At 63.5% G+C, this 17,685-nt stretch carries 14 protein-coding genes, 1 tRNA gene and 2 pseudogenes; 10 read left to right on the plus strand and 7 right to left on the minus strand.

The genetic code is table 11. From position 1 onward, the window contains the following. Positions 1-837: 837 nt before the first annotated feature. The 5 genes from ACXJJ9_RS03860 to ACXJJ9_RS03880 form a co-directional block, all read right to left on the minus strand. Positions 838-1,071 carry a hypothetical protein gene (locus tag ACXJJ9_RS03860; protein WP_457095899.1) on the minus strand — a complete coding sequence of 78 codons (234 nt, stop codon included), beginning with the start codon at positions 1,069-1,071 and terminating at the stop codon, positions 838-840. An 82-nt stretch (positions 1,072-1,153) separates the two neighbouring features. Further along, positions 1,154-1,471, minus strand: coding sequence for a hypothetical protein (locus ACXJJ9_RS03865; protein WP_457095900.1), 318 nt, complete (start codon positions 1,469-1,471; stop codon positions 1,154-1,156). A 447-nt stretch (positions 1,472-1,918) separates the two neighbouring features. Beyond that, positions 1,919-2,368: a hypothetical protein gene (locus tag ACXJJ9_RS03870; RefSeq protein WP_457095901.1), complete on the minus strand. Its 450-nt coding sequence runs from the start codon at positions 2,366-2,368 to the stop codon at positions 1,919-1,921. A 424-nt stretch (positions 2,369-2,792) separates the two neighbouring features. Continuing rightward, positions 2,793-3,212, minus strand: coding sequence for a hypothetical protein (locus tag ACXJJ9_RS03875; RefSeq protein WP_457095902.1), 420 nt, complete (start codon positions 3,210-3,212; stop codon positions 2,793-2,795). Positions 3,213-4,152: 940 nt separating this feature from the next. After that, positions 4,153-4,620 (minus strand): hypothetical protein, encoded by a 468-nt coding sequence (locus ACXJJ9_RS03880; protein ID WP_457095903.1) that lies wholly within the window; start codon positions 4,618-4,620, stop codon positions 4,153-4,155. A 1,056-nt stretch (positions 4,621-5,676) separates the two neighbouring features. Here ACXJJ9_RS03880 and ACXJJ9_RS03885 point away from each other — a divergent pair. Both ACXJJ9_RS03885 and ACXJJ9_RS03890 read left to right on the plus strand, forming a co-directional pair. Next, positions 5,677-6,957, plus strand: coding sequence for a nucleotide sugar dehydrogenase (locus tag ACXJJ9_RS03885; protein ID WP_457095904.1), 1,281 nt, complete (start codon positions 5,677-5,679; stop codon positions 6,955-6,957). A gap of 39 nt (positions 6,958-6,996) precedes the next feature. Continuing rightward, on the plus strand, positions 6,997-8,619 hold the full coding sequence (locus ACXJJ9_RS03890; RefSeq protein ID WP_457095905.1) for an FMN-binding glutamate synthase family protein: 1,623 nt from the start codon (positions 6,997-6,999) through the stop codon (positions 8,617-8,619). Between the two features lie 27 nt (positions 8,620-8,646). On the opposite strand, the gene arsC is transcribed toward ACXJJ9_RS03890, so the two are convergent. Beyond that, complete coding sequence (gene arsC / locus ACXJJ9_RS03895) at positions 8,647-8,997, minus strand: arsenate reductase (glutaredoxin) (RefSeq protein ID WP_457095906.1); 351 nt, start codon at positions 8,995-8,997, stop codon at positions 8,647-8,649. 77 nt (positions 8,998-9,074) lie between these two features. Continuing rightward, positions 9,075-9,149 (minus strand) — tRNA-Val (locus tag ACXJJ9_RS03900). A gap of 121 nt (positions 9,150-9,270) precedes the next feature. On the opposite strand from ACXJJ9_RS03900, the gene ACXJJ9_RS03905 reads away from it, so the two are divergent. From ACXJJ9_RS03905 to ACXJJ9_RS03940, 8 genes and pseudogenes are all read left to right on the plus strand, one after another. Then, positions 9,271-10,092, plus strand: coding sequence for a tyrosine-protein phosphatase (locus ACXJJ9_RS03905; protein ID WP_457095907.1), 822 nt, complete (start codon positions 9,271-9,273; stop codon positions 10,090-10,092). An 80-nt stretch (positions 10,093-10,172) separates the two neighbouring features. Next, a complete protein-coding gene (locus ACXJJ9_RS03910; RefSeq protein ID WP_457095908.1) occupies positions 10,173-10,859 on the plus strand; it encodes a polysaccharide biosynthesis/export family protein in 687 nt (228 codons plus the stop codon). Between the two features lie 23 nt (positions 10,860-10,882). After that, positions 10,883-12,229: pseudogene (locus ACXJJ9_RS03915) on the plus strand (GumC family protein); the annotation flags it as partial. Positions 12,230-12,370: 141 nt separating this feature from the next. Further along, a pseudogene (locus ACXJJ9_RS03920) lies at positions 12,371-13,000 on the plus strand (CpsD/CapB family tyrosine-protein kinase); the annotation flags it as partial. A 27-nt stretch (positions 13,001-13,027) separates the two neighbouring features. Then, positions 13,028-14,221, plus strand: a complete 1,194-nt coding sequence (locus ACXJJ9_RS03925) for a hypothetical protein (RefSeq protein WP_457095909.1) — start codon at positions 13,028-13,030, stop codon at positions 14,219-14,221. A gap of 68 nt (positions 14,222-14,289) precedes the next feature. Continuing rightward, entirely contained in the window at positions 14,290-14,703 is a 414-nt protein-coding gene (locus ACXJJ9_RS03930; RefSeq protein WP_457095910.1) for a hypothetical protein, read from the plus strand. Between the two features lie 69 nt (positions 14,704-14,772). Then, positions 14,773-16,212 (plus strand): O-antigen ligase family protein, encoded by a 1,440-nt coding sequence (locus tag ACXJJ9_RS03935; RefSeq protein WP_457095911.1) that lies wholly within the window; start codon positions 14,773-14,775, stop codon positions 16,210-16,212. Between the two features lie 64 nt (positions 16,213-16,276). Then, positions 16,277-17,662 carry an undecaprenyl-phosphate glucose phosphotransferase gene (locus ACXJJ9_RS03940; protein WP_457095912.1) on the plus strand — a complete coding sequence of 462 codons (1,386 nt, stop codon included), beginning with the start codon at positions 16,277-16,279 and terminating at the stop codon, positions 17,660-17,662. Positions 17,663-17,685 lie beyond the last annotated feature (23 nt).

Here is a 17,685-nt window from a genome sequence, read left to right on the forward strand (position 1 = left end):
GATTGCAATGGCTATAGCTGCGAGATACTCCATATGGCACCTAACGCCTGAGTTAAGCCGCGCCGACCGCAGCCTGTAAGGGCCAGTATCGGTGGCCCGACCAGACCTTTCAAACGGAGTGCGAAACGGCGTCGGCTTGAACGAGTGGTTATACGGCAGCGCCCCGGATGCCTGGTCGAGGTCGGTCCGACATGGCGACCCGGCCGCGCAGCGCGTGACCGCCCAGCGCGCCCGGCCCAGACGCCGCGGCGAGCTTCCCGAAGAGCGGTGCAACGCGACGCTGCAGAGCGAGCTCTGCGACGACGCGTCGCACCGCTTTTCTAGCAGAAATTTTTCCGGAGCGGCAGTCGGCCAATGTTGCTGCGTGGGGTCAGGCAAATCTGACCGCCGTAGCCCTCGTCACTCTCTCCGCTGCGGGAGTCTCAGCGCGCTGCCGTATAACGCCTGAATTAAGCCGAGCCGCGAAGCGGCTTCGGCTTGAATGAATTGTTAGGCGCGATTCCGCCGGCCGGAACTGTGTCGAACATGGATCGAGGCACCTAAGAATCCGATAAGAATGCCGGTGAGGCAGCCAAAGTTGTAAATGAAATCGTCGCGTCTGCTGATGTAAGTGACGGTGCCATGATTGTTGAATGAGACAGTCTGGCCTGTCTGTGGTCTTGGCTGGGTGGGGCGATTCTTCGAGAAGTACGATGCACCCATGAACCCGCCAAGGAACACGATAAACATACCGCAGAGCATGAGGGTTAATGACAGGACTCGCATATCGCGCCTAACGCCTGAATTAAGCCGAGCCGCGAAGCGGCTTCGGCTTGAATGAATTGTTAGGCCGCGTACTCACTGCTCGCTGGCCCGCGGGAAAAAGAAGAAAAAGGCACCGACAAGGGCCGACAGAAAGCAGACGCTTGGAATATTGCGTGCCACGGAAGCCCAGGATGCCGGCGATTCAATTCTGAGTGGGCGGCCATGGATCCCAAATTTTTGCATGAGAATCAAGAGGACAAATGCAATCGCAGCAGCAATCAATGCACGGTTCAATCGAGCTGCTGTTGATGCGCTGAGTTGGTTCATTTGCATCCGAGCGGCCTAACGCCTGAATTAAGCCGAGCCGCGAAGCGGCTTCGGCTTGAATGAATTGTTAGGCCGCAGCCCGCTAATGAAGAGCATCGCGATCTTCGGCCGTTGCGGGGTATGTGTAGACGACGAGCACAATGCCGTCGATCAGTGCCTGCTCGAAGTATTGCAGGCCATCTGGAGAGTCCACCAGATCCTCGCGCGTGAGAAGGCAATTGTCCTCGACTGATTGGATTTGCCATCCGGCCTCAGCTACCTCCCGAGCGGCGATGGTCAGCGCGCCGTCCTCCGATTCCTCAGTAGTGTAGATGTTGATGGTTGCGCCACCGTACTCCGCAAACGCGTCCGTACCTGGAAGCGGTAAGGCATCAACCATGACAACACGAACTCTTTCCATGCGGCCTAACGCCTGAATTAAGCCGAGCCGCGAAGCGGCTTCGGCTTGAATGAATTGTTAGGCCCCACCGGGCCCACTGCCAACATCCTGCTTTTTCGCAACTGTACCAACCTTCTTGGCGGCCATTAGCTGCCCCAATGTTTGGCCGCCGTACTGCGGCGGGGTTGGCCGACTCCGCTTTGGCTTGGAGGGAAAGAGCATGAGAACTCCTGGCAGTGCAAGGACGTAGGCGACAGCAAAAATAACGCCAGCCGCCGGTAATAGGAGCCAAGGCAAAACAGTAGTGTCTTGCTTTAAAAGCTCGCTAGCGAAATACGTGAAGCAGGCAATTGCTGAGCCCGCCACCAGGAGTATCCAGCCGATACCTATCCAAACGGGAGAGATTTTCATGGGGCCTAACGCCTGAATTAAGCCGAGCCGCGAAGCGGCTTCGGCTTGAATGAATTGTTAGGGCGCACTGTCAAGGTAGCGATACTCCGGTATGCCCTCTTTTGGCATAACTTCAATTCTCTTTGCGATGAAGGCATTGCCAGAGCGCTCCAGAATCATGTTGCAGATTGGCCAGGTGTCAGTTACCAGCTCTAGGTCCGCCTCTTTGCACTCAACCTCGATGGCAATGTTTAGGTTGCTCTCGGAGTTGGACCAGTAGTAGTAATCCGTTATGAATCCTGACGTGGAGTAGCCTGCGTACTCGGGCGCCAGAGGAAGCGAAATCTTCTTCTTCCATTTTCCATAAACAGTGAATACGCAATGAGAATCAGGGTTGCAGGAAAGTTCCGTCGCGGACCCGTCGCCGTATGTCTGTCGAACGGAAACAGGGATCTTTGCAAGATTGGCGTTGGCATAGACGTTTGCCGTCCCAATCAGGGCCGCAATTGCTTCTATGTTGACGCGCATGAAGTCTCCCGTGCGCCCTAACGCCTGAATTAAGCCGAGCCGCGAAGCGGCTTCGGTTTGAATGAATTGTTAGGCCGCAAGCTCGACAGCTAGCTTGGTGCCGATAACCAACAAGACGACTGGGGCCAAGGAACCAAGCGCAATGAAGTGAAGCTTTAGCTTGTTGGGCCAACCGCGGAGGATTGCGAAGCTAGCCAGGCCAAATAAGAGCGCAACGAAAAGCCAATAGACCATCAAAGCTATTTGAGTGCCTGACATGGCGCCGGCAGTGGCCCGAAGTTGCGATACGCATAAGTAGAGTATGGAAGCGCCGAAAGCCCCATCAAGGTAGGCGGAGAAAAAGGTCATCAACTTTGATCTGTCCATGCGGCCTAACGCCTGGAATTAAGCCGAGCCGCGAAGCGGCTTCGGCTTGAATGAATTGTTAGCGCTCGCCCGGAAGGGGCGGTGGATGGCGTGACGCATTCTTTTGAGCCCTACTGCTCTTTGCAAGATATAGAAGCATCGGTCCTGATCCGACAAAGATCATGCCGCCTACGACCAACATTGCTACAACAATTGCGAGTAGGAGGGCCGGAATCATTGTCAGCCACGGCGTGCCTATGCAATCGCCGCTACCGAACATGACCTTGTACCAAATGACTACGGTCGGCTTTGCGGCCAAAAATGGACCTAGCCAAAGGCAAAGGGCAAGCCAAGCAAGGCTTGGCAAATGGCGAGTGCGCTTATTGATAGCTAAGCCGCCTACCACTAATGCAATAAGTAAAATCCCAATTGGACTGAATGCGGCAACGCTTTGCAGCGCTGCGGCATTTTTCACCATTTCCGTCTCGAATTCGCACATGAGCGCTAACGCCTGAATTAAGCCGAGCCGCGAAGCGGCTTCGGCTTGAATGAATTGTTAGGGCGCACCTGACGGAACCGCCCATTGTTGCCATGGTAATGCGGCCACCAGTAACAGCAGAACTGGGCCGGCCCACGGTGATATCCGAGCGGCCAAAGCCGAGAGTACGGTGGCGAGAAACAAGAATAGACACGCCACAAGACGAGTCCTCTGAGGGATCGGCTGGGAAATTGAGGCCCGAAGACGCTCGAGTGACGGGCGGCGTGAGTAAACGTATGCAACGGCGACCAGAAGGGCCGCTGGAAAGAAGTAAATCGCGTCACTCTTGGAAAGACCGGCGGTGCCAATGAGCCCGAGTAGCGAAGGAAAGAAAAGCCCGGCCAAGATGAAAGTGGCGATCCAGACTCCGCCGCTGCGTGAGTCGCCATTGACCCTGGCGATTACCGAATGTGCGAGATCGAGACTCTCAACTACGACCATGTGGCTGTGCGCCCTAACGCCTGAATTAAGCCGAGCCGCGAAGCGGCTTCGGCTTGAATGAATTGTTAGGCATCAAGCTCACGAAGCCGGGCCTCTACTTTGGACCTATCAATGCACTTTGCCACGGCGGGCCATTGCCGGGCCGACGTAAGACGCCAGGCGCCTACTCCCATGACGAGACCGACTGCGAAAGCAATGGATGCCAGCAGCACCTTATAAACGTTTGGCTCTATGAGGGTGCCAAGGACCACGACAGCAAAGACGAGCCCAAGCCCCAGCAAGGCGAGCTCCCGCCTCAATCGCGTCAGAGCTCCCAGAGGCTGGTCCGGGCCTAGCTGGCCAAGAATTGCTAGGAGAAGCCTTTTTTCTTCTGCACGAGTCAAGGGACGTTTCATTGATGCCTAACGCCTGAATTAAGCCGAGCCGCGAAGCGGCTTCGGCTTGAATGAATTGTTATGCCCTAGTGGACCAGCCAACTTGCCCATGGCACCGCACTAGGATGCATAGCGATGCCGTCTGACACCAGAGCCCGAAGTGGGGCAGCGTTTTCCGGCGTAAGGACATGTCCGTCAATCACAATGTCAACGGCGCCAAGAAGCAAGAATTGGTCCGTTGCCGCCGGGCGAAAGCGCTGCATAAGGATTACCGGCTCTTCCATGCCATGAGTCCAGGTAGAGACAATGAGTACGTCCGTCCTGTCGGTAGCGTCTGGATCCGACCAAAGCCCCTCACGGCCGAAGCCCCAGTAATCGATTTGGTCTTTGAACTCCGAAAGACTTGCTTTGCCGTTCTCAACGGCCTCGGCTTGCGACTCCGCCTCAAATGGAACGACCTGGCGCCGATCGTCTTTAGTGATTATTGCGAAGGGGCAGATGAGCTCGCCCTCTGGCAAGTCAGAGGCAATGAAGGCGGCGTGGGCCAACACCATGCCGCCAAAGCGGACCGCTCTTTCGGTTGGCGAGAGTGCTACATCCATAGGGCATAACGCCTGAATTAAGCCGAGCCGCGAAGCGGCTTCGGCTTGAATGAATTGTTAGGGCTCAACCAGGCGAAACGAAGTGCCCTTTGTGGCAAACGTTTGGCCGAACGTGTATGCCCCTTGTGGGTCTTTAGCATAGGGGACGTAGACGGCAACTGTCTCGCCAGAGACATGGGCTAACCGAACACATATTGCATCTGACTTTTCAGTCTTCCCCGGGGGTGCAACATACATATCCAAGCAGACACCGGCCGCTCGAATCGTGCCACCAGAGGCAGAATCCCTAAAAGCGCGTTGCAGAAACTCCACCATCTCTGCGGATGCCGGGTGCTCAGTGCCAAGGTATCCAGAGTCCTGAAAAATCTCCCCGCTCGGATCCATTGAAACGCCGAAGGGGATGAACTCTCCATGTGAGATAAGCATGTACTCGGCAAAGCCGAGCGCCTCGTTAAACAATTGGGTGAGGTCTGGTGATGCCACTATTGAGCCCTAACGCTTAGTAGACCCCGGATCGGGGCATATGCACGGGATGTTCAGGTGTCGATTGGCTGAGCGTCAAGGTGCAAAGTCCAGCCGCATGAGGCGGTTAGCGGGGGCTGCCCGTTGGTGGTGGCTCACGGACCCGACGTGCATATCGCACTATCTGAGGCGCTAAGTTTTATGTCTGCGGAACTGCAGAAATGGCAGCGGGCACGGGGGACCTAAAGTCTGTTGGCGTCGACCAGCCGACCGGGGGTCTCGCTTCGCTGTGCCAAATCCGCACAATTTCTGATTTTGGGAGATCCGCCGGACGCCAAGTGCGTGGCCCTCCGTCTAAACTAGAAGCTATTAGAGCAATGCCCATAGTCTGCCTAGCCGGCGCGACGTGGGGGTATTTCTGGGGGTATTTGCTGAATCTCCCATCCGAATAGCCATTTTAATTCAATGGCTTGGGATGGTTTTGTGGTGCCCGCCCCAGCACCATCGCATTCATGGCCGCACGCCGGTCGAGCAAGGACAGGACGAATGCTGGATCCCCGCAACGCGCGCATCGCCGTGGTCGGCCTGGGTTATGTCGGCCTTCCACTCGCCATCGAATTCGGCAAGCAGTACGACACCCTGGGTTACGACATCGATGCGCAGCGCGTCGCCAGCCTGCGCGAGGGCAGGGACGACAACCACGAAAGCAGCGCCGGGGAGATTGCCTCGGCGTCGAAGCTGCGCTTCAGTGCCGATCCGGCCGACCTGCGCGCTTGCAACGTCTACGTCGTCACCGTTCCCACTCCGGTGGACGTTCACAAGCGCCCCGACTTCGCGCCGCTCATCGCGGCCAGCCGCGCCATCGGCGCGGTGCTGTCGCACGGCGACACCGTGATCTATGAGTCCACCGTATATCCGGGCGCCACGGAGGAGATCTGCGTGCCCGCGCTCGAAGCCGCGTCCGGGCTGCGCCTCGATGTCGGCTTCTTCGTGGGCTACAGCCCGGAGCGCATCAATCCCGGTGATCGTCGCCGCCGCCTGGTCGACATCCCCAAGGTGACCTCGGGCTCGACGCCGGAGGCCGCCGATTTCGTCGATGCGCTCTACCGCAGCATCATCACTGCTGGCACCCACAAGGCCTCGAGCCTGCGCGTGGCCGAAGCCGCGAAGGTCATCGAGAACACCCAGCGCGACGCCAACATCGCCCTGGTCAACGAATTCGCGCTGATCTTCCAGCGGCTCGGCATCGACACCACCGAAGTGCTGGAAGCGGCGGGCACGAAGTGGAATTTCCTGCCGTTCCGCCCCGGGCTCGTGGGCGGGCACTGCATCGGCGTCGATCCGTACTACCTGATCCAGAAGGCGCAGACGGCGGGCTACTACCCCGACATCCTGCTCGCCTGCCGCCGCATCAACGATGCGATGGGCGAGCACGTCGCCAATGAAGTCATCAAGCTGATGATCCAGCGCGACATCCCGGTGGCCGGATCGCGCATCCTGATCCTGGGCCTGGCGTTCAAGGAGAACTGCGCCGACCTCCGCAATACGCGCGTGGTCGAGCTGGTCCAGCGCTTCCGCGAATACCGCGCGAATGTGGACATCCACGATCCGTGGGTGGATGCTGCCATCGCCAAGGACGAATACGGCGTGGACGTGTTGTCTACCGACCCGCAGGCCGGCAGCTACGACGCGATCATCCTCGCCGTGGCGCACGACCAGTACAGGGAACTCGGTGCCCACGGCGTACGTCTATACGGGCGCAGCAACGCGCTGCTGTACGACATCAAGAGCCTGTATCCACGCGACAGCGTCGACGCCAGGCTCTAGCGACCGGCTGCAGCGGCCGGGCACCAACCGGGAGGAGCCATGCGCCACGCCACCTATTACACCTGCCTGCTGCTCTTCGCCGTCGCGCTGGGCTTGGCCGCCTGGCTGGGCGGTGGATGGTGGGTGGCGGTGGTGGCGTTCGGCCTGCTATCCGCTCTGGGAACATCGGACGTGATGCAGAAGCGCAGCACCCTGCGCCGCAATTATCCGATCCTCGCGCATTTCCGTTTCGGGCTGGAATCCATCGGCCCGGAGATGCGCCAGTACTTCATCGAGTCCGATACCGCGGAGACGCCGTTCTCGCGCGACCAGCGCGCCCTGGTATACCAGCGGTCGAAGGCGATCAACGACACGCGCCCGTTCGGCACGCTGCAGGACGTGTACGGCGCCGACTACGAATGGATCAACCATTCGCTGGTACCCGCGCATCCGGAGTCGCACAACTTCCGCCTCATGATCGGCGAGAACAGCGCGCAGCCGTATTCGGCCAGCGTGTTCAACATCTCCGCCATGAGTTTCGGTGCGTTGTCGGCCAACGCGATCCGCGCATTGAACCAGGGCGCGAAGCTGGGCGGCTTCTACCACGACACGGGCGAGGGTTCGATCTCGCCCTACCACCGCGAGTACGGCGGCGACCTGGTGTGGGAGATCGGCTCGGGCTACTTCGGTTGCCGCGACGAGAAGGGCGGATTCGACCTCGAGCGATTCATCGCCAGTGCCCGCGACCCGCAGGTCAAGATGATCGAGATCAAGCTGTCGCAGGGCGCCAAGCCAGGCCACGGCGGCGTGCTGCCGGCAGCGAAGGTGAGCGCGGAGATTTCGGCCACGCGCGGTGTGCCGATGGGCGTCGATTGCGTGTCACCCGCGCAGCACAGCGCATTCAGTACCCCGATCGAGCTGCTCCAGTTCGTGGCGCGGCTGCGTGAAGCCAGCGGCGGCAAGCCGACCGGATTCAAGCTGGCGATCGGGCATCCGTGGGAATGGTTCGGGATCGCCAAGGCGATGCGCGAGACCGGGGTCCTCCCGGACTTCATCGTCGTCGACGGTGCCGAAGGCGGCACGGGCGCCGCACCGGCGGAGTTCATCGACCACGTCGGCGTGCCGCTGCATGAAGCGCTGATGCTCGTGCACAACACGCTGGTCGGCCTGGACCTGCGTGGCGCTCTGCGCGTCGGCGCCGCGGGCCGCATCACCAGCGCCTTCGACATCGCCCGCACGATGGCGATGGGGGCGGACTGGTGCAACGCGGCGCGCGGTTTCATGTTCGCGCTGGGCTGCATCCAGTCGCAGAGTTGCCACACCGATCGCTGTCCCACCGGCGTGGCCACGCAGGATCCGTCGCGCTGGCGGCACCTGGACGTACCGGACAAGGCGACGCGGGTGGCCCAGTTCCACCAGAACACATTGAAGGCGCTGCGCGACCTGCTGGCGGCCGCGGGGCTGGAACATCCAGGCCAGGTCGGGCCCGAGCACATCCTGCGGCGCATATCGCAGGTCGAAATACGGTCGCTGGCGGAGATCTACCGGTTCCTACAACCCGGCGACCTGTTGGGCAAGCTGCCGGAGCATGCGGTGTTCAAGACCTTCTGGGCAGAAGCGCGCAGCGATTCGTTCGCCCCGCCTGATCGCGTGCGGCGCATGCGCGACAGCAAGTCGTGGTAGACGGGTTGAACCGGCAGGACAGGATCTTCAGAGCAACGTCAGCACCTGTTCCGGCGGACGCCCGATCACGGCGCGGCCGGCGTGCACGAAGATCGGCCGTTCGATCAGGCGCGGGTGCGCCACCATCGCGTCGATCAGCGCGTCGTCCGAAAGCGAAGCATCGGCGAGCCCGAGCGCCGCATATTCGTCTTCGCCGGTGCGCAGCAGGGCGCGCGCGGGCAGGGCAAGCAGCCGCAGCAGTTCGCGCAGCTCGTCGCGCGTCGGCGGCGTATCCAGGTAAGCGATCACGCGCGGCTCGATGCCGCGTTCATGTATCAGCTCCAGCGCGCCGCGCGACTTGGAGCAATGCGGGTTGTGGTACAGGCGGGTGTCGTCCATTGCGGGCTCCGGAAACAAAAAAGCCGGCTTGCGCCGGCCTTCCGCGTACCTGCAGGCGAGGCCTGGCAGTACCAATATGGTGGGCGGTGCAGGGTTCGAACCTGCGACCCTTGCCGTGTGAAGGCAATGCTCTACCGCTGAGCTAACCGCCCGAATGCAGTGCCCATGCAGTTGCTATAGCCCTGCTGGGGCCGCGCACTATACAGCAACTCCAATGGCGGATGCCAGCCATGCGGGTGGTTACACTCGCGGCGGCCAAATCCCGGAATCGCCATGCTCGACCTGCACTGCCACATCCTGCCCGGTATCGACGACGGCGCGGTCGACCTGGACATGGCCCTGCAGATGGCGCGCATCGCGGCCGCGGACGGCATCACCACGATCGCGTGCACGCCGCACATCTATCCGGGCGTCTACGACAACAATGCCACCGCGATCAGGAACGCGATCGTGGCCTTCCAGGCCGAACTGGACCAGCGCGGCATCGCCCTGCGCCTGCTGGAGGGGGCCGACGTCCACGTCGATCCCGACCTGGTCGCGGGGATCCGCACTGGCCGCATTCCGACACTCGCCGGTTCGCGCTATCTGCTGCTGGAACCGCCGCACCATGTCGCGCCGCCGCGCTTCGAGGACCTCGTTTTCGAGGTGATGACCGCGGGCTACGTGCCGGTGATCACCCATCCTGAACGGCTGACCTGGGTGGAGACGCACTACGACCTGTTCACACGGCTCAGCCAGCGCGGCGCATGGATGCAGGTCACCGCGGGCGCATTGACGGGGCGGTTTGGCCGGCGGGTGCGCTATTGGGGCGAGCGTTTCGTGGGCGACGGGCATTGCATGGTGCTCGCCACCGACGCCCACCACCCGGAGCGCCGTCCGCCGCTGCTGGCGGAGGCACGCGAAGCCGCCGCCGCCCTGGTGGGGCGCGAGGAATCCGGGCACATGGTGCATACCCGCCCGCAAGGAATCGTGGACAACCAGCCGCCTGAACAGCTGCCATTGGCGCTCCACGCCACAGTTGGCTTCGCTCCGCCCAAAAGGGCCGCAGAAGGGCAGGTGTTGACCCGGCTGCTGCGGACTCTGCGCGGACGCTGAGCGTTTTTTGCTCTTTGTGCCGGAGCCACGGCATCTGCATAATGCGTTTCGAATCAAGGGTTTCTGGGGATTCCGTTTTGTTGAATTTTGTCCGAGCGGCGACCGTCGCTTGCCTGCTGTTGTTCCTGTCCGGATGTGCGAGCAAGGGTAGTGTTCTCCCTTCGTCGTTCCCGCAGGTCGACAACGCAGTCGCCGTCGACGCCAGCGAGTACCACATCGGCTCGCGCGACCTCCTCACCATCACCGTGTTCCAGATCAAGGATCTGGATCGCGAAGTGCGCGTCAACAACGCGGGCCAGATCTCCCTGCCACTGGTGGGCGCGATCAAGGCCGCCGGCCGCACCGTCGGTGAGCTCGAGCAGGACATCGCGAGCGGCTATCGCGCGCACTACCTGCAGGACCCACAGGTCAACGTCTTCGTCAAGGAATTCGCCAGCCAGCGCGTGACCATCAATGGTGCGGTCAAGAAGACCGGCATCTTCCCGATGACCTCGCGCCTGTCGCTGCTGCAAGCCGTCTCGCTCTCCGAAGGTCTTTCGGACACCGCCAATGAGAACAACGTCGTCGTCTTCCGTCGTGCCGGCGACAAGCAAATGGTCGCGCGTTTCGACCTCGAGGCGATCCGCGAAGGCCGCAGCCCGGACCCCGAGATCCTCGGTGACGACATTGTCGTCGTCGACGAATCGGAAGGCGAAGTCTGGCTCAAGCGTTTCATCCAGATCGCGCCGATCCTGACGGCGTGGGTCTTCTACACCAACAACAATTGATGAACATCCAGACCCATTCGGGCATGAGCCTGCCCGCCGCGCCGCAAGGCGAGCGCGACGCCGACGAAATCGACCTCCTCCAGTACTGGAACATCCTGCGCGGCAACCGCTGGCTGGTAGCGGGCGTGATGGCCGCCGTGGTTGCCGTGGTCGTGGTCCTGACCCTGCTGGCCACGCCGATCTATCGTGCCAGTTCGCTGCTGCAGATCGAGCGCGAAAGCCTGCAGGTCGTGAACGTCGAAGGCGTCGTGCCGCAGGAGCAGGGCTACTACGGCGACGACTTCTACCAGACCCAGTACGAGCTGCTGGCCAGCAACAGCCTGGCGCTGCGCGTGGTGCAGGACCTCAATCTCACCGCGCATCCCTACTTCAAGCCCATGCTTGAAGGCATCGGCGACGAAGACCGTGCCGCGGTGCGCCAGCAGGAAAAACAGCGCGCGCTGGCCGACATGCTGCTGGGCGAGCTCAACGTCGAGCCGATCCGCAACTCGCGCCTGGTCCGCATCAACGTCGACTCGCCCGATCCCAAGATCGCCGCGCGCATCGCCGACGCCTGGAGCCAGGCCTACATCGCTTCCAACCTCGAGCGTCGCTTCGAAGCCTCGTCCTACGCGGGCAAGTACCTCGAGGAGCGCCTGGCGCAGCTCAAGGCCAAGCTCGAGGATTCGGAAAAGTCGCTCGTCCAGTTCGCCACGCAGGAGCAGATCGTCTCGGTCGGCGAGGACAAGCCGTCGCTGTCCGCACAGAACCTGTCCGAGCTCAATGCTTCGCTCGCGCGCGCGCAGGATGAACGCATCCGCGCCGAAGCCGAGTGGACGCAGGCCGCGCAGGGCGACGGTTCCGGCATGCCGCAGGTCGTCGCCAACGCCCTGATCCAACGCCTGCGCGAAGAGCGCTCCAAGGTGCAGGCCGAGTACCAGGAGAAGCTGCGCACCTTCAAGCCGGACTATCCGGACATGCTGCGCCTGAGCGGACAGATCGCCGAGATCGACCGCCAGATCGGCGGTGAAGTGGCGAACATCCGGGCCTCGGTCAAGGCGCGTTACGACGCGGCCGCGGCCCAGGAAACGATGCTCACCGAGCGTATCGGTGGACTCAAGGGCGACGTGCTCGACCTGCAGAGCCGCAGCATCCAGTACAACATCCTCAAGCGCGAAGCCGAGACCAACCGCCAGCTCTACGACGGCCTGCTGCAGCGCTACAAGGAAATCGGCGTGGCCGGTGGCGTGGGCGCCAACAACATCTTCGTGGTCGATCGCGCCGAAGTGCCGGAAAGCCCGTACAAGCCCAGCCTGTTCCGCAACCTCGCGCTGGGCCTCCTGGTCGGCTCGATGCTGGGCGTGCTTGCCGCATTCGCGCGCCACTACCTCGACCGCACCATCCATTCGCCGAAGATGCTGGAATCGCTCACGCAACGTCCGGTGCTCGGCATCGTGCCGCGCCTCGCCGGCGGCATCACGCCGGCGCAGGCGTCGACCGACCTGCGCTCGCCGTTCGCGGAAGCCTATCGCTCGGTGCGCACGGCGCTGCAGTTCGCGACCTCGCATGGCCTGCCGTACAGCCTGCTGGTGACCAGTGCGGGGGCGAGCGAAGGCAAGACCACCACCGCGACCGAGCTGGCGCGCAACATCGCGCAGTTGGGCAAGCGCGTGGTCCTGGTCGACGCCGACCTGCGCAATCCGTCCCTGCACAAGCTGCTGGGGGCCTCCAATTCGGTGGGCCTGTCCAATGTCCTGGCCGGCGCGGCCGGCATGGAAGGCGCGGTGCAGGCGACGAAGGACGCCAACCTGAGCGTCATCACGTCCGGACCGTTGCCGCCGAATCCGCCGGAACTGCTCGCCGGCGATGCGCTGGGTGCACTGCTGGAATCGCTGCGCCAGAACTTCGACATGGTCATCCTGGACGGCCCGCCGGTGCTGGGCCTGGCCGATGCGCCGCTGCTCAGCCATCGCGCCGAGGCCACGCTGCTCGTCGCGACCGCCGAGGAGACCCGCACCGACAACCTGCAGGGCGCGATGCAGCGCCTCCTCGGCGCGCGCGCCCACGTGCTCGGCTCGGTGCTCACGCGCTTCAACCCGCGCAAGGGCGACAACTACGGTTACGGCGGCTACACCCAGTACAGCTACGGCGGCGAGCGCTAAGCGCAGGCCGGGCAGGGGATGAAGGTCGTGCGCATCGTCATCGTCGCCGTGCTGCTCGGCATTGGCGCATGGATGGCGATCGCGCTGTCGCACGTCGATGCGGACATCGGTGCGCCGGCGGGTCCCGATCGCCTGATGGGCGCCATCGACAACGGTGCCGCCGCCGGCAAGGCAGCCATCGCCCGCGACATCCTGCGCGAGCATCCGATCGACGGTCGCGCCTTCCGCGTGCTGGCCCAGGCCGAAACCGATGCTGCCCGCGCCGACAGCTTCCTCGCCATCGCCGTGCGCCGTGCGCCGCGCGATCGCCTGGCCCGCGCTGCCGCCATCGACCGCGCCTTCGCGCGCGGCGATGTCGAGAACGGTCTACTGCACCTGGATGCGCTGTTGCGCGTGGCGCCCGGCGTGCGCGAGGAGATGTTGCAACGCCTGGCCGGTCTGCTCGAACACGAGGAGATCCAGGCCGCATTGCTGCCGCGCCTGGAGATGGCGCCCAACTGGCGTCCCGCGCTCGCCACGGTACTGAAGTCGCCACAGGTTCCGGCCGCCCCGGCCGCGACGCTGCTGGAACACCTCGGCAAGCGCACCCCGCTGCAGCCCGGCGAAGTCGACGCCTACGTGACCCTGCTCAACCGCCTGGGCCGGAACGCCGAAGCGCGCCGCGCCTGGTGGCAGTCGCTGCCGGTTTCCGCGCGAGGCGGCGACGCCAATGGGTTGTTCGACGGCGGTTTCGAGCAGCCCGATGTCGCGGGTGGCTTCGGTTGGCGCATCGCCATCCAACCGGGCCTGACGATTGCCTATGACGACATCGATCCCCTTGAGGGCGCGCGCTCCCTGGTGCTCGACTTCGACGGCCGCGTCGTCGCGGACCTCGGCGTCGAGCAGTCGCTGGCATTGCGCCCGGGCCGCTACCGGCTGGCGGCCGGTGTGGAAAACAACACCAATGCGGCGCGTCCCTTCCTGCTCGAAGTCGCCTGCCAGGGCGCTCCGGCCCCGCAGCTCTCCCTCGAACTGCCCTCCGCGACGCGCACGCCAGACTGGCAGCGCAGCCAGGGCGAGTTCGACCTGCCGGCCGGATGTTCCGGGCAGATCCTGCGACTCCGCCTTGCAGCCCGGTCGCTGCAGGAGCGGATGGTGTCCGGGACCCTGCGACTCGACGCCATCCGCTTGAATCCCTTGGGGGACCGGGGCCCGCAGCCGGCCGCGCAACCCTTGCGGTGACCATGGGCTGGCATTACTCTTGCTGCCGCAAAGTGCGGCATAGCGCACTCTTTTGGGGGGACAGCAACATGAAGCATTTGATCGCAGGTCTGGTCGCAACTCTTGCTATTGGCAGTGCAGCTGCGCAGCAGCCCACGACCCTGGTGCGCGCCATCGGCAGCGTGCAGGTCCAGGTGACGGGCGCGGCCAAAGTGGGCGACAAGGCTATTGCCGATGGCAGCAGCTTTGGTGCCAAGGCCGGTGACGTCGTCGTTGTCTCGAGCGGTAAAGCCAGGATCACCTACAGCAACGGTTGCTCGGTGACGGTCGACTCGACCGCGCCTTACACCATCAGCGCCAAGGACCCGGTCTGCCACAGCCCGGCGGTGGCCGCTTCGTCCGACACCAAGTACTACATGATGGCCGGCGGTGCCGCCCTCCTGCTCGGCGCTGCTGGCGGCGGCGGTGGCGGTGGCGGGGACGACAAGCCCTCCAGCCCCTGATCCAGCGACGGACAGGCAAGCATCAACGGGCCGCCCAGTGCGGCCCGTTTTCTTTCAGGGGGTCATGAGATGCGGGAGCACGGCGACAGGCAGGGAGCTCTCTCCGATGGGAGCGGAGCCGCGACGGGAACGCAAAGGCGCGCCACAGGCGCGCTGTCGCTGCGCTCCAGCGACCTTGCCGCTGAACTCGTCGCCGGCCTGCTGCTGGCCACGGCCTTGTTGTTCGGCGGTGGCTCGCGCGGCACCGGCGACCTGATCGTTCACCTCGCAGCGTTACCCGCGCTCGCCCTCGGCCTCCTGCGCTGGCGCCATGCCGAAGCCGGTCGCCTGCAACGGCTGTTCGCCTGGTGGCTGCTGGCCGCGATCGCGGTCGTCGCCCTGCAACTCCTGCCCGTGCCCGCGTCCCTGTTCGCCGCATCGGCTACGCGCGCCGCGGTCCTGGCCGATCTCCACCAGGCCGGGCTCCATCCCGCCTGGCTTCCCATGACACTCGATGTCTGGGGCTCCGTGCGTGCCGTGCTGGCACTGGCCACCTTCGGGGCTGCCTGGCTCCTCGTGGTCACCTTGCCCGGCGAAGCACGCATCCGCCTGCTCCAACTCGCGCTGGTCCTTGCGGTGGCCATGGCCCTGTTGGGTTTCGCCCAGGCGGCCGCCGGCGAGCATTCGCGGCTGCGGTTCCATGCCTACCACCATCCCATCGGCGCCATCGGCACCTTCGCCAACCGCAACCACTTCGCCGACCTGATGGCGATGCTGGTTCCCATGGCCCTGGCGTTCGCCTTCGCCGCGCAGCGCGAACGCCGTGTGCCGCAGGCGATCGTCTGGTCCGGCACGGCTGTCGTGCTGTTCCTCTCGGCCGCATTGAGTTTCTCCCGGATGGGCATCGTGCTGACCGCCATGGTCACGGTGATCGCCTTTATGGTCATTGCGAGCCGGATCGAAGCGAGGCGCTCCAACGAACCCAGGCCGCTTCGCGCAAAGTGGCACGTGCTGCCCATCGCCACCGTTGCCGTGGCGGCACTCGGTGTCGCCGTGTACGCGTGGGACGGCATCGCCCACCGCCTGGCCCAGGATCCCCTGGCCGACCTGCGCTGGCAGTACCTCCATTACGGCACCGAGGCGGTGAAAGCCTGGCTGCCCTGGGGCAGCGGCGCCGGCACATTCCGGGATGTCTACGCCCCGTTCGAGCCGGTCGTCGCGATGCAGCCGGTCCACGCCCTTCACGCCCACAACGACCTGCTCGAAGTCGCGCTGGAGGTCGGAATTCCAGGCCTCGTGCTGGTCGCCATGCTCGTTTGGCTCCTTTGGCACGCCGCCTGCATGCAGTTCAGGAAGAGAACTGACGACAGGGGTCGGAGTTCGACGATAATGCCGGCCGCGGCGATTGCCGTTTTGGTGCCGCTGATCCATTCGTTCGTCGATTACCCGTTGCGCACCCTGTCGGTGGCCATCGTGTTTGCGACCTTGGTAGCAGTGCTCATGGCCAAGAAGCCGCAACAGGTCGAATGACGTAGGGGGAGTCGGACGAATGGTAGTTACCTCGATAGCGCGCGCGCCGGCAGTGGGAGCTGGCATGCACCGCTTTGCCGCGCTCATCGCCCTGGCCATGCGCCTTGGTGACCTGTTCGTTCTCTTCGCCGCCGCATCGATCGCATACGGCTACCGTTTCGGCCACTTCGAACTGTCGCTGGAATACCAGCAGGTGGTCGCGCGTGGCGCGCTGCTGACCCTGCTGGTGTTTGGCAGCTCCTCGGTCTACCGCAGCTGGCGCGGTCTCAGCCTGTCGTTGGAAGCCTGCCACGTCGCGGCGCTGTGGTGCGGCGTGTTCGCCCTGGGGCTCGCCTACAACCTGGTTTTCAAGGTGACCGGCGCCAACTCGCGACTGTGGTGGGGCGTGTGGTTCCTTGCCGCGACGAGCGGCTCGGTGGCCATGCGACTGGCGCTGCGCGGCGCAGCAGCGTGGGTGCGTACACGTGGCCTCGACCTGCGTACCGCGGTCGTCGTCGGCTCCGGTAGCGATGCCAGTCGCATCGTCCACACCTTCGACCACAACCGCTGGGCCGGTATCGACGTGCATGGCTGGTTCAGCACTCCGGTGGACCAGGGCCAGATCAAGGGCAGCCCGCACCTGGGTTCGATCGAAGCGCTCGCCCGCTACGTCGGGGACCACCGCATCAACCAGGTCTGGATCGCGCTGCCGATGAGCGCGCAGGACCAGATCAACCAGATCCTCGCAGCGCTCGACCACTGCACCGCCGACATCAAGCTCGTCCCCGACCTGTTCGGCATACAGCTGCTCAACCAGTCGGTGGACCAGGTCGCCGGCCTGCCGGTGATCAACCTGCGCGCCAGCCCGCTCGACGGCAACGCACGCCTGCTCAAGGCGATCGAGGACCGCGTGCTGGCCCTGCTGATCCTGATCATGATCGCGCCGCTGCTCGCGGGGATCGCCATCGCGGTCAAGCTCAGCTCGCCCGGCCCGGTGCTGTTCCGCCAGAAACGCCACGGCCTGGACGGCAAGATCATCAAGGTGTGGAAATTCCGAACCATGCACGTGCACGCCGAGGCAGACGGGCAAGTCACCCAGGCCACCCGCGACGACGCGCGCATCACCCCGCTGGGCCGCATGCTGCGCCGCAGCAGCGCCGACGAACTCCCGCAGTTCTTCAACGTCCTGCGGGGCAGCATGTCGATCGTCGGCCCGCGCCCGCACGCCGTCGCGCACAACGACCACTATCGCGAGGTAGTGGACAACTACATGCAGCGCCACCGCGTGAAGCCCGGCATCACCGGCTGGGCCCAGGTCAACGGCCTGCGCGGCGAAACCGACACCGTCGCCAAGATGGCCGCGCGCGTCGAGTACGACCTGTACTACCTGCAGAACTGGTCGCTGGTGTTCGACCTGCGCATCGTTGCGCTGACAGTGTTCAAGGGCCTCCTTGGCCGCAATGCCTATTAACTTGGTTGTCTATTAAATTGGCT

The organism is Lysobacter sp. P5_B9, from assembly GCF_054049835.1.

Excerpts from the sequence above, each read along its gene's own strand:
- ACXJJ9_RS03860 (WP_457095899.1), bottom strand. The coding sequence starts at position 1,071 with ATGAACCAACTCAGCGCATCAACAGCAGCTCGATTGAACCGTGCATTG.
- ACXJJ9_RS03865 (WP_457095900.1), bottom strand. The coding sequence starts at position 1,471 with ATGGAAAGAGTTCGTGTTGTCATGGTTGATGCCTTACCGCTTCCAGGT.
- ACXJJ9_RS03870 (WP_457095901.1), bottom strand. The coding sequence starts at position 2,368 with ATGCGCGTCAACATAGAAGCAATTGCGGCCCTGATTGGGACGGCAAAC.
- ACXJJ9_RS03875 (WP_457095902.1), bottom strand. The coding sequence starts at position 3,212 with ATGTGCGAATTCGAGACGGAAATGGTGAAAAATGCCGCAGCGCTGCAA.
- ACXJJ9_RS03880 (WP_457095903.1), bottom strand. The coding sequence starts at position 4,620 with ATGGTGTTGGCCCACGCCGCCTTCATTGCCTCTGACTTGCCAGAGGGC.
- ACXJJ9_RS03885 (WP_457095904.1), top strand. The coding sequence starts at position 5,677 with ATGCTGGATCCCCGCAACGCGCGCATCGCCGTGGTCGGCCTGGGTTAT.
- ACXJJ9_RS03890 (WP_457095905.1), top strand. The coding sequence starts at position 6,997 with ATGCGCCACGCCACCTATTACACCTGCCTGCTGCTCTTCGCCGTCGCG.
- arsC (WP_457095906.1), bottom strand. The coding sequence starts at position 8,997 with ATGGACGACACCCGCCTGTACCACAACCCGCATTGCTCCAAGTCGCGC.
- ACXJJ9_RS03905 (WP_457095907.1), top strand. The coding sequence starts at position 9,271 with ATGCTCGACCTGCACTGCCACATCCTGCCCGGTATCGACGACGGCGCG.
- ACXJJ9_RS03930 (WP_457095910.1), top strand. The coding sequence starts at position 14,290 with ATGAAGCATTTGATCGCAGGTCTGGTCGCAACTCTTGCTATTGGCAGT.
- ACXJJ9_RS03935 (WP_457095911.1), top strand. The coding sequence starts at position 14,773 with ATGCGGGAGCACGGCGACAGGCAGGGAGCTCTCTCCGATGGGAGCGGA.
- ACXJJ9_RS03940 (WP_457095912.1), top strand. The coding sequence starts at position 16,277 with ATGCACCGCTTTGCCGCGCTCATCGCCCTGGCCATGCGCCTTGGTGAC.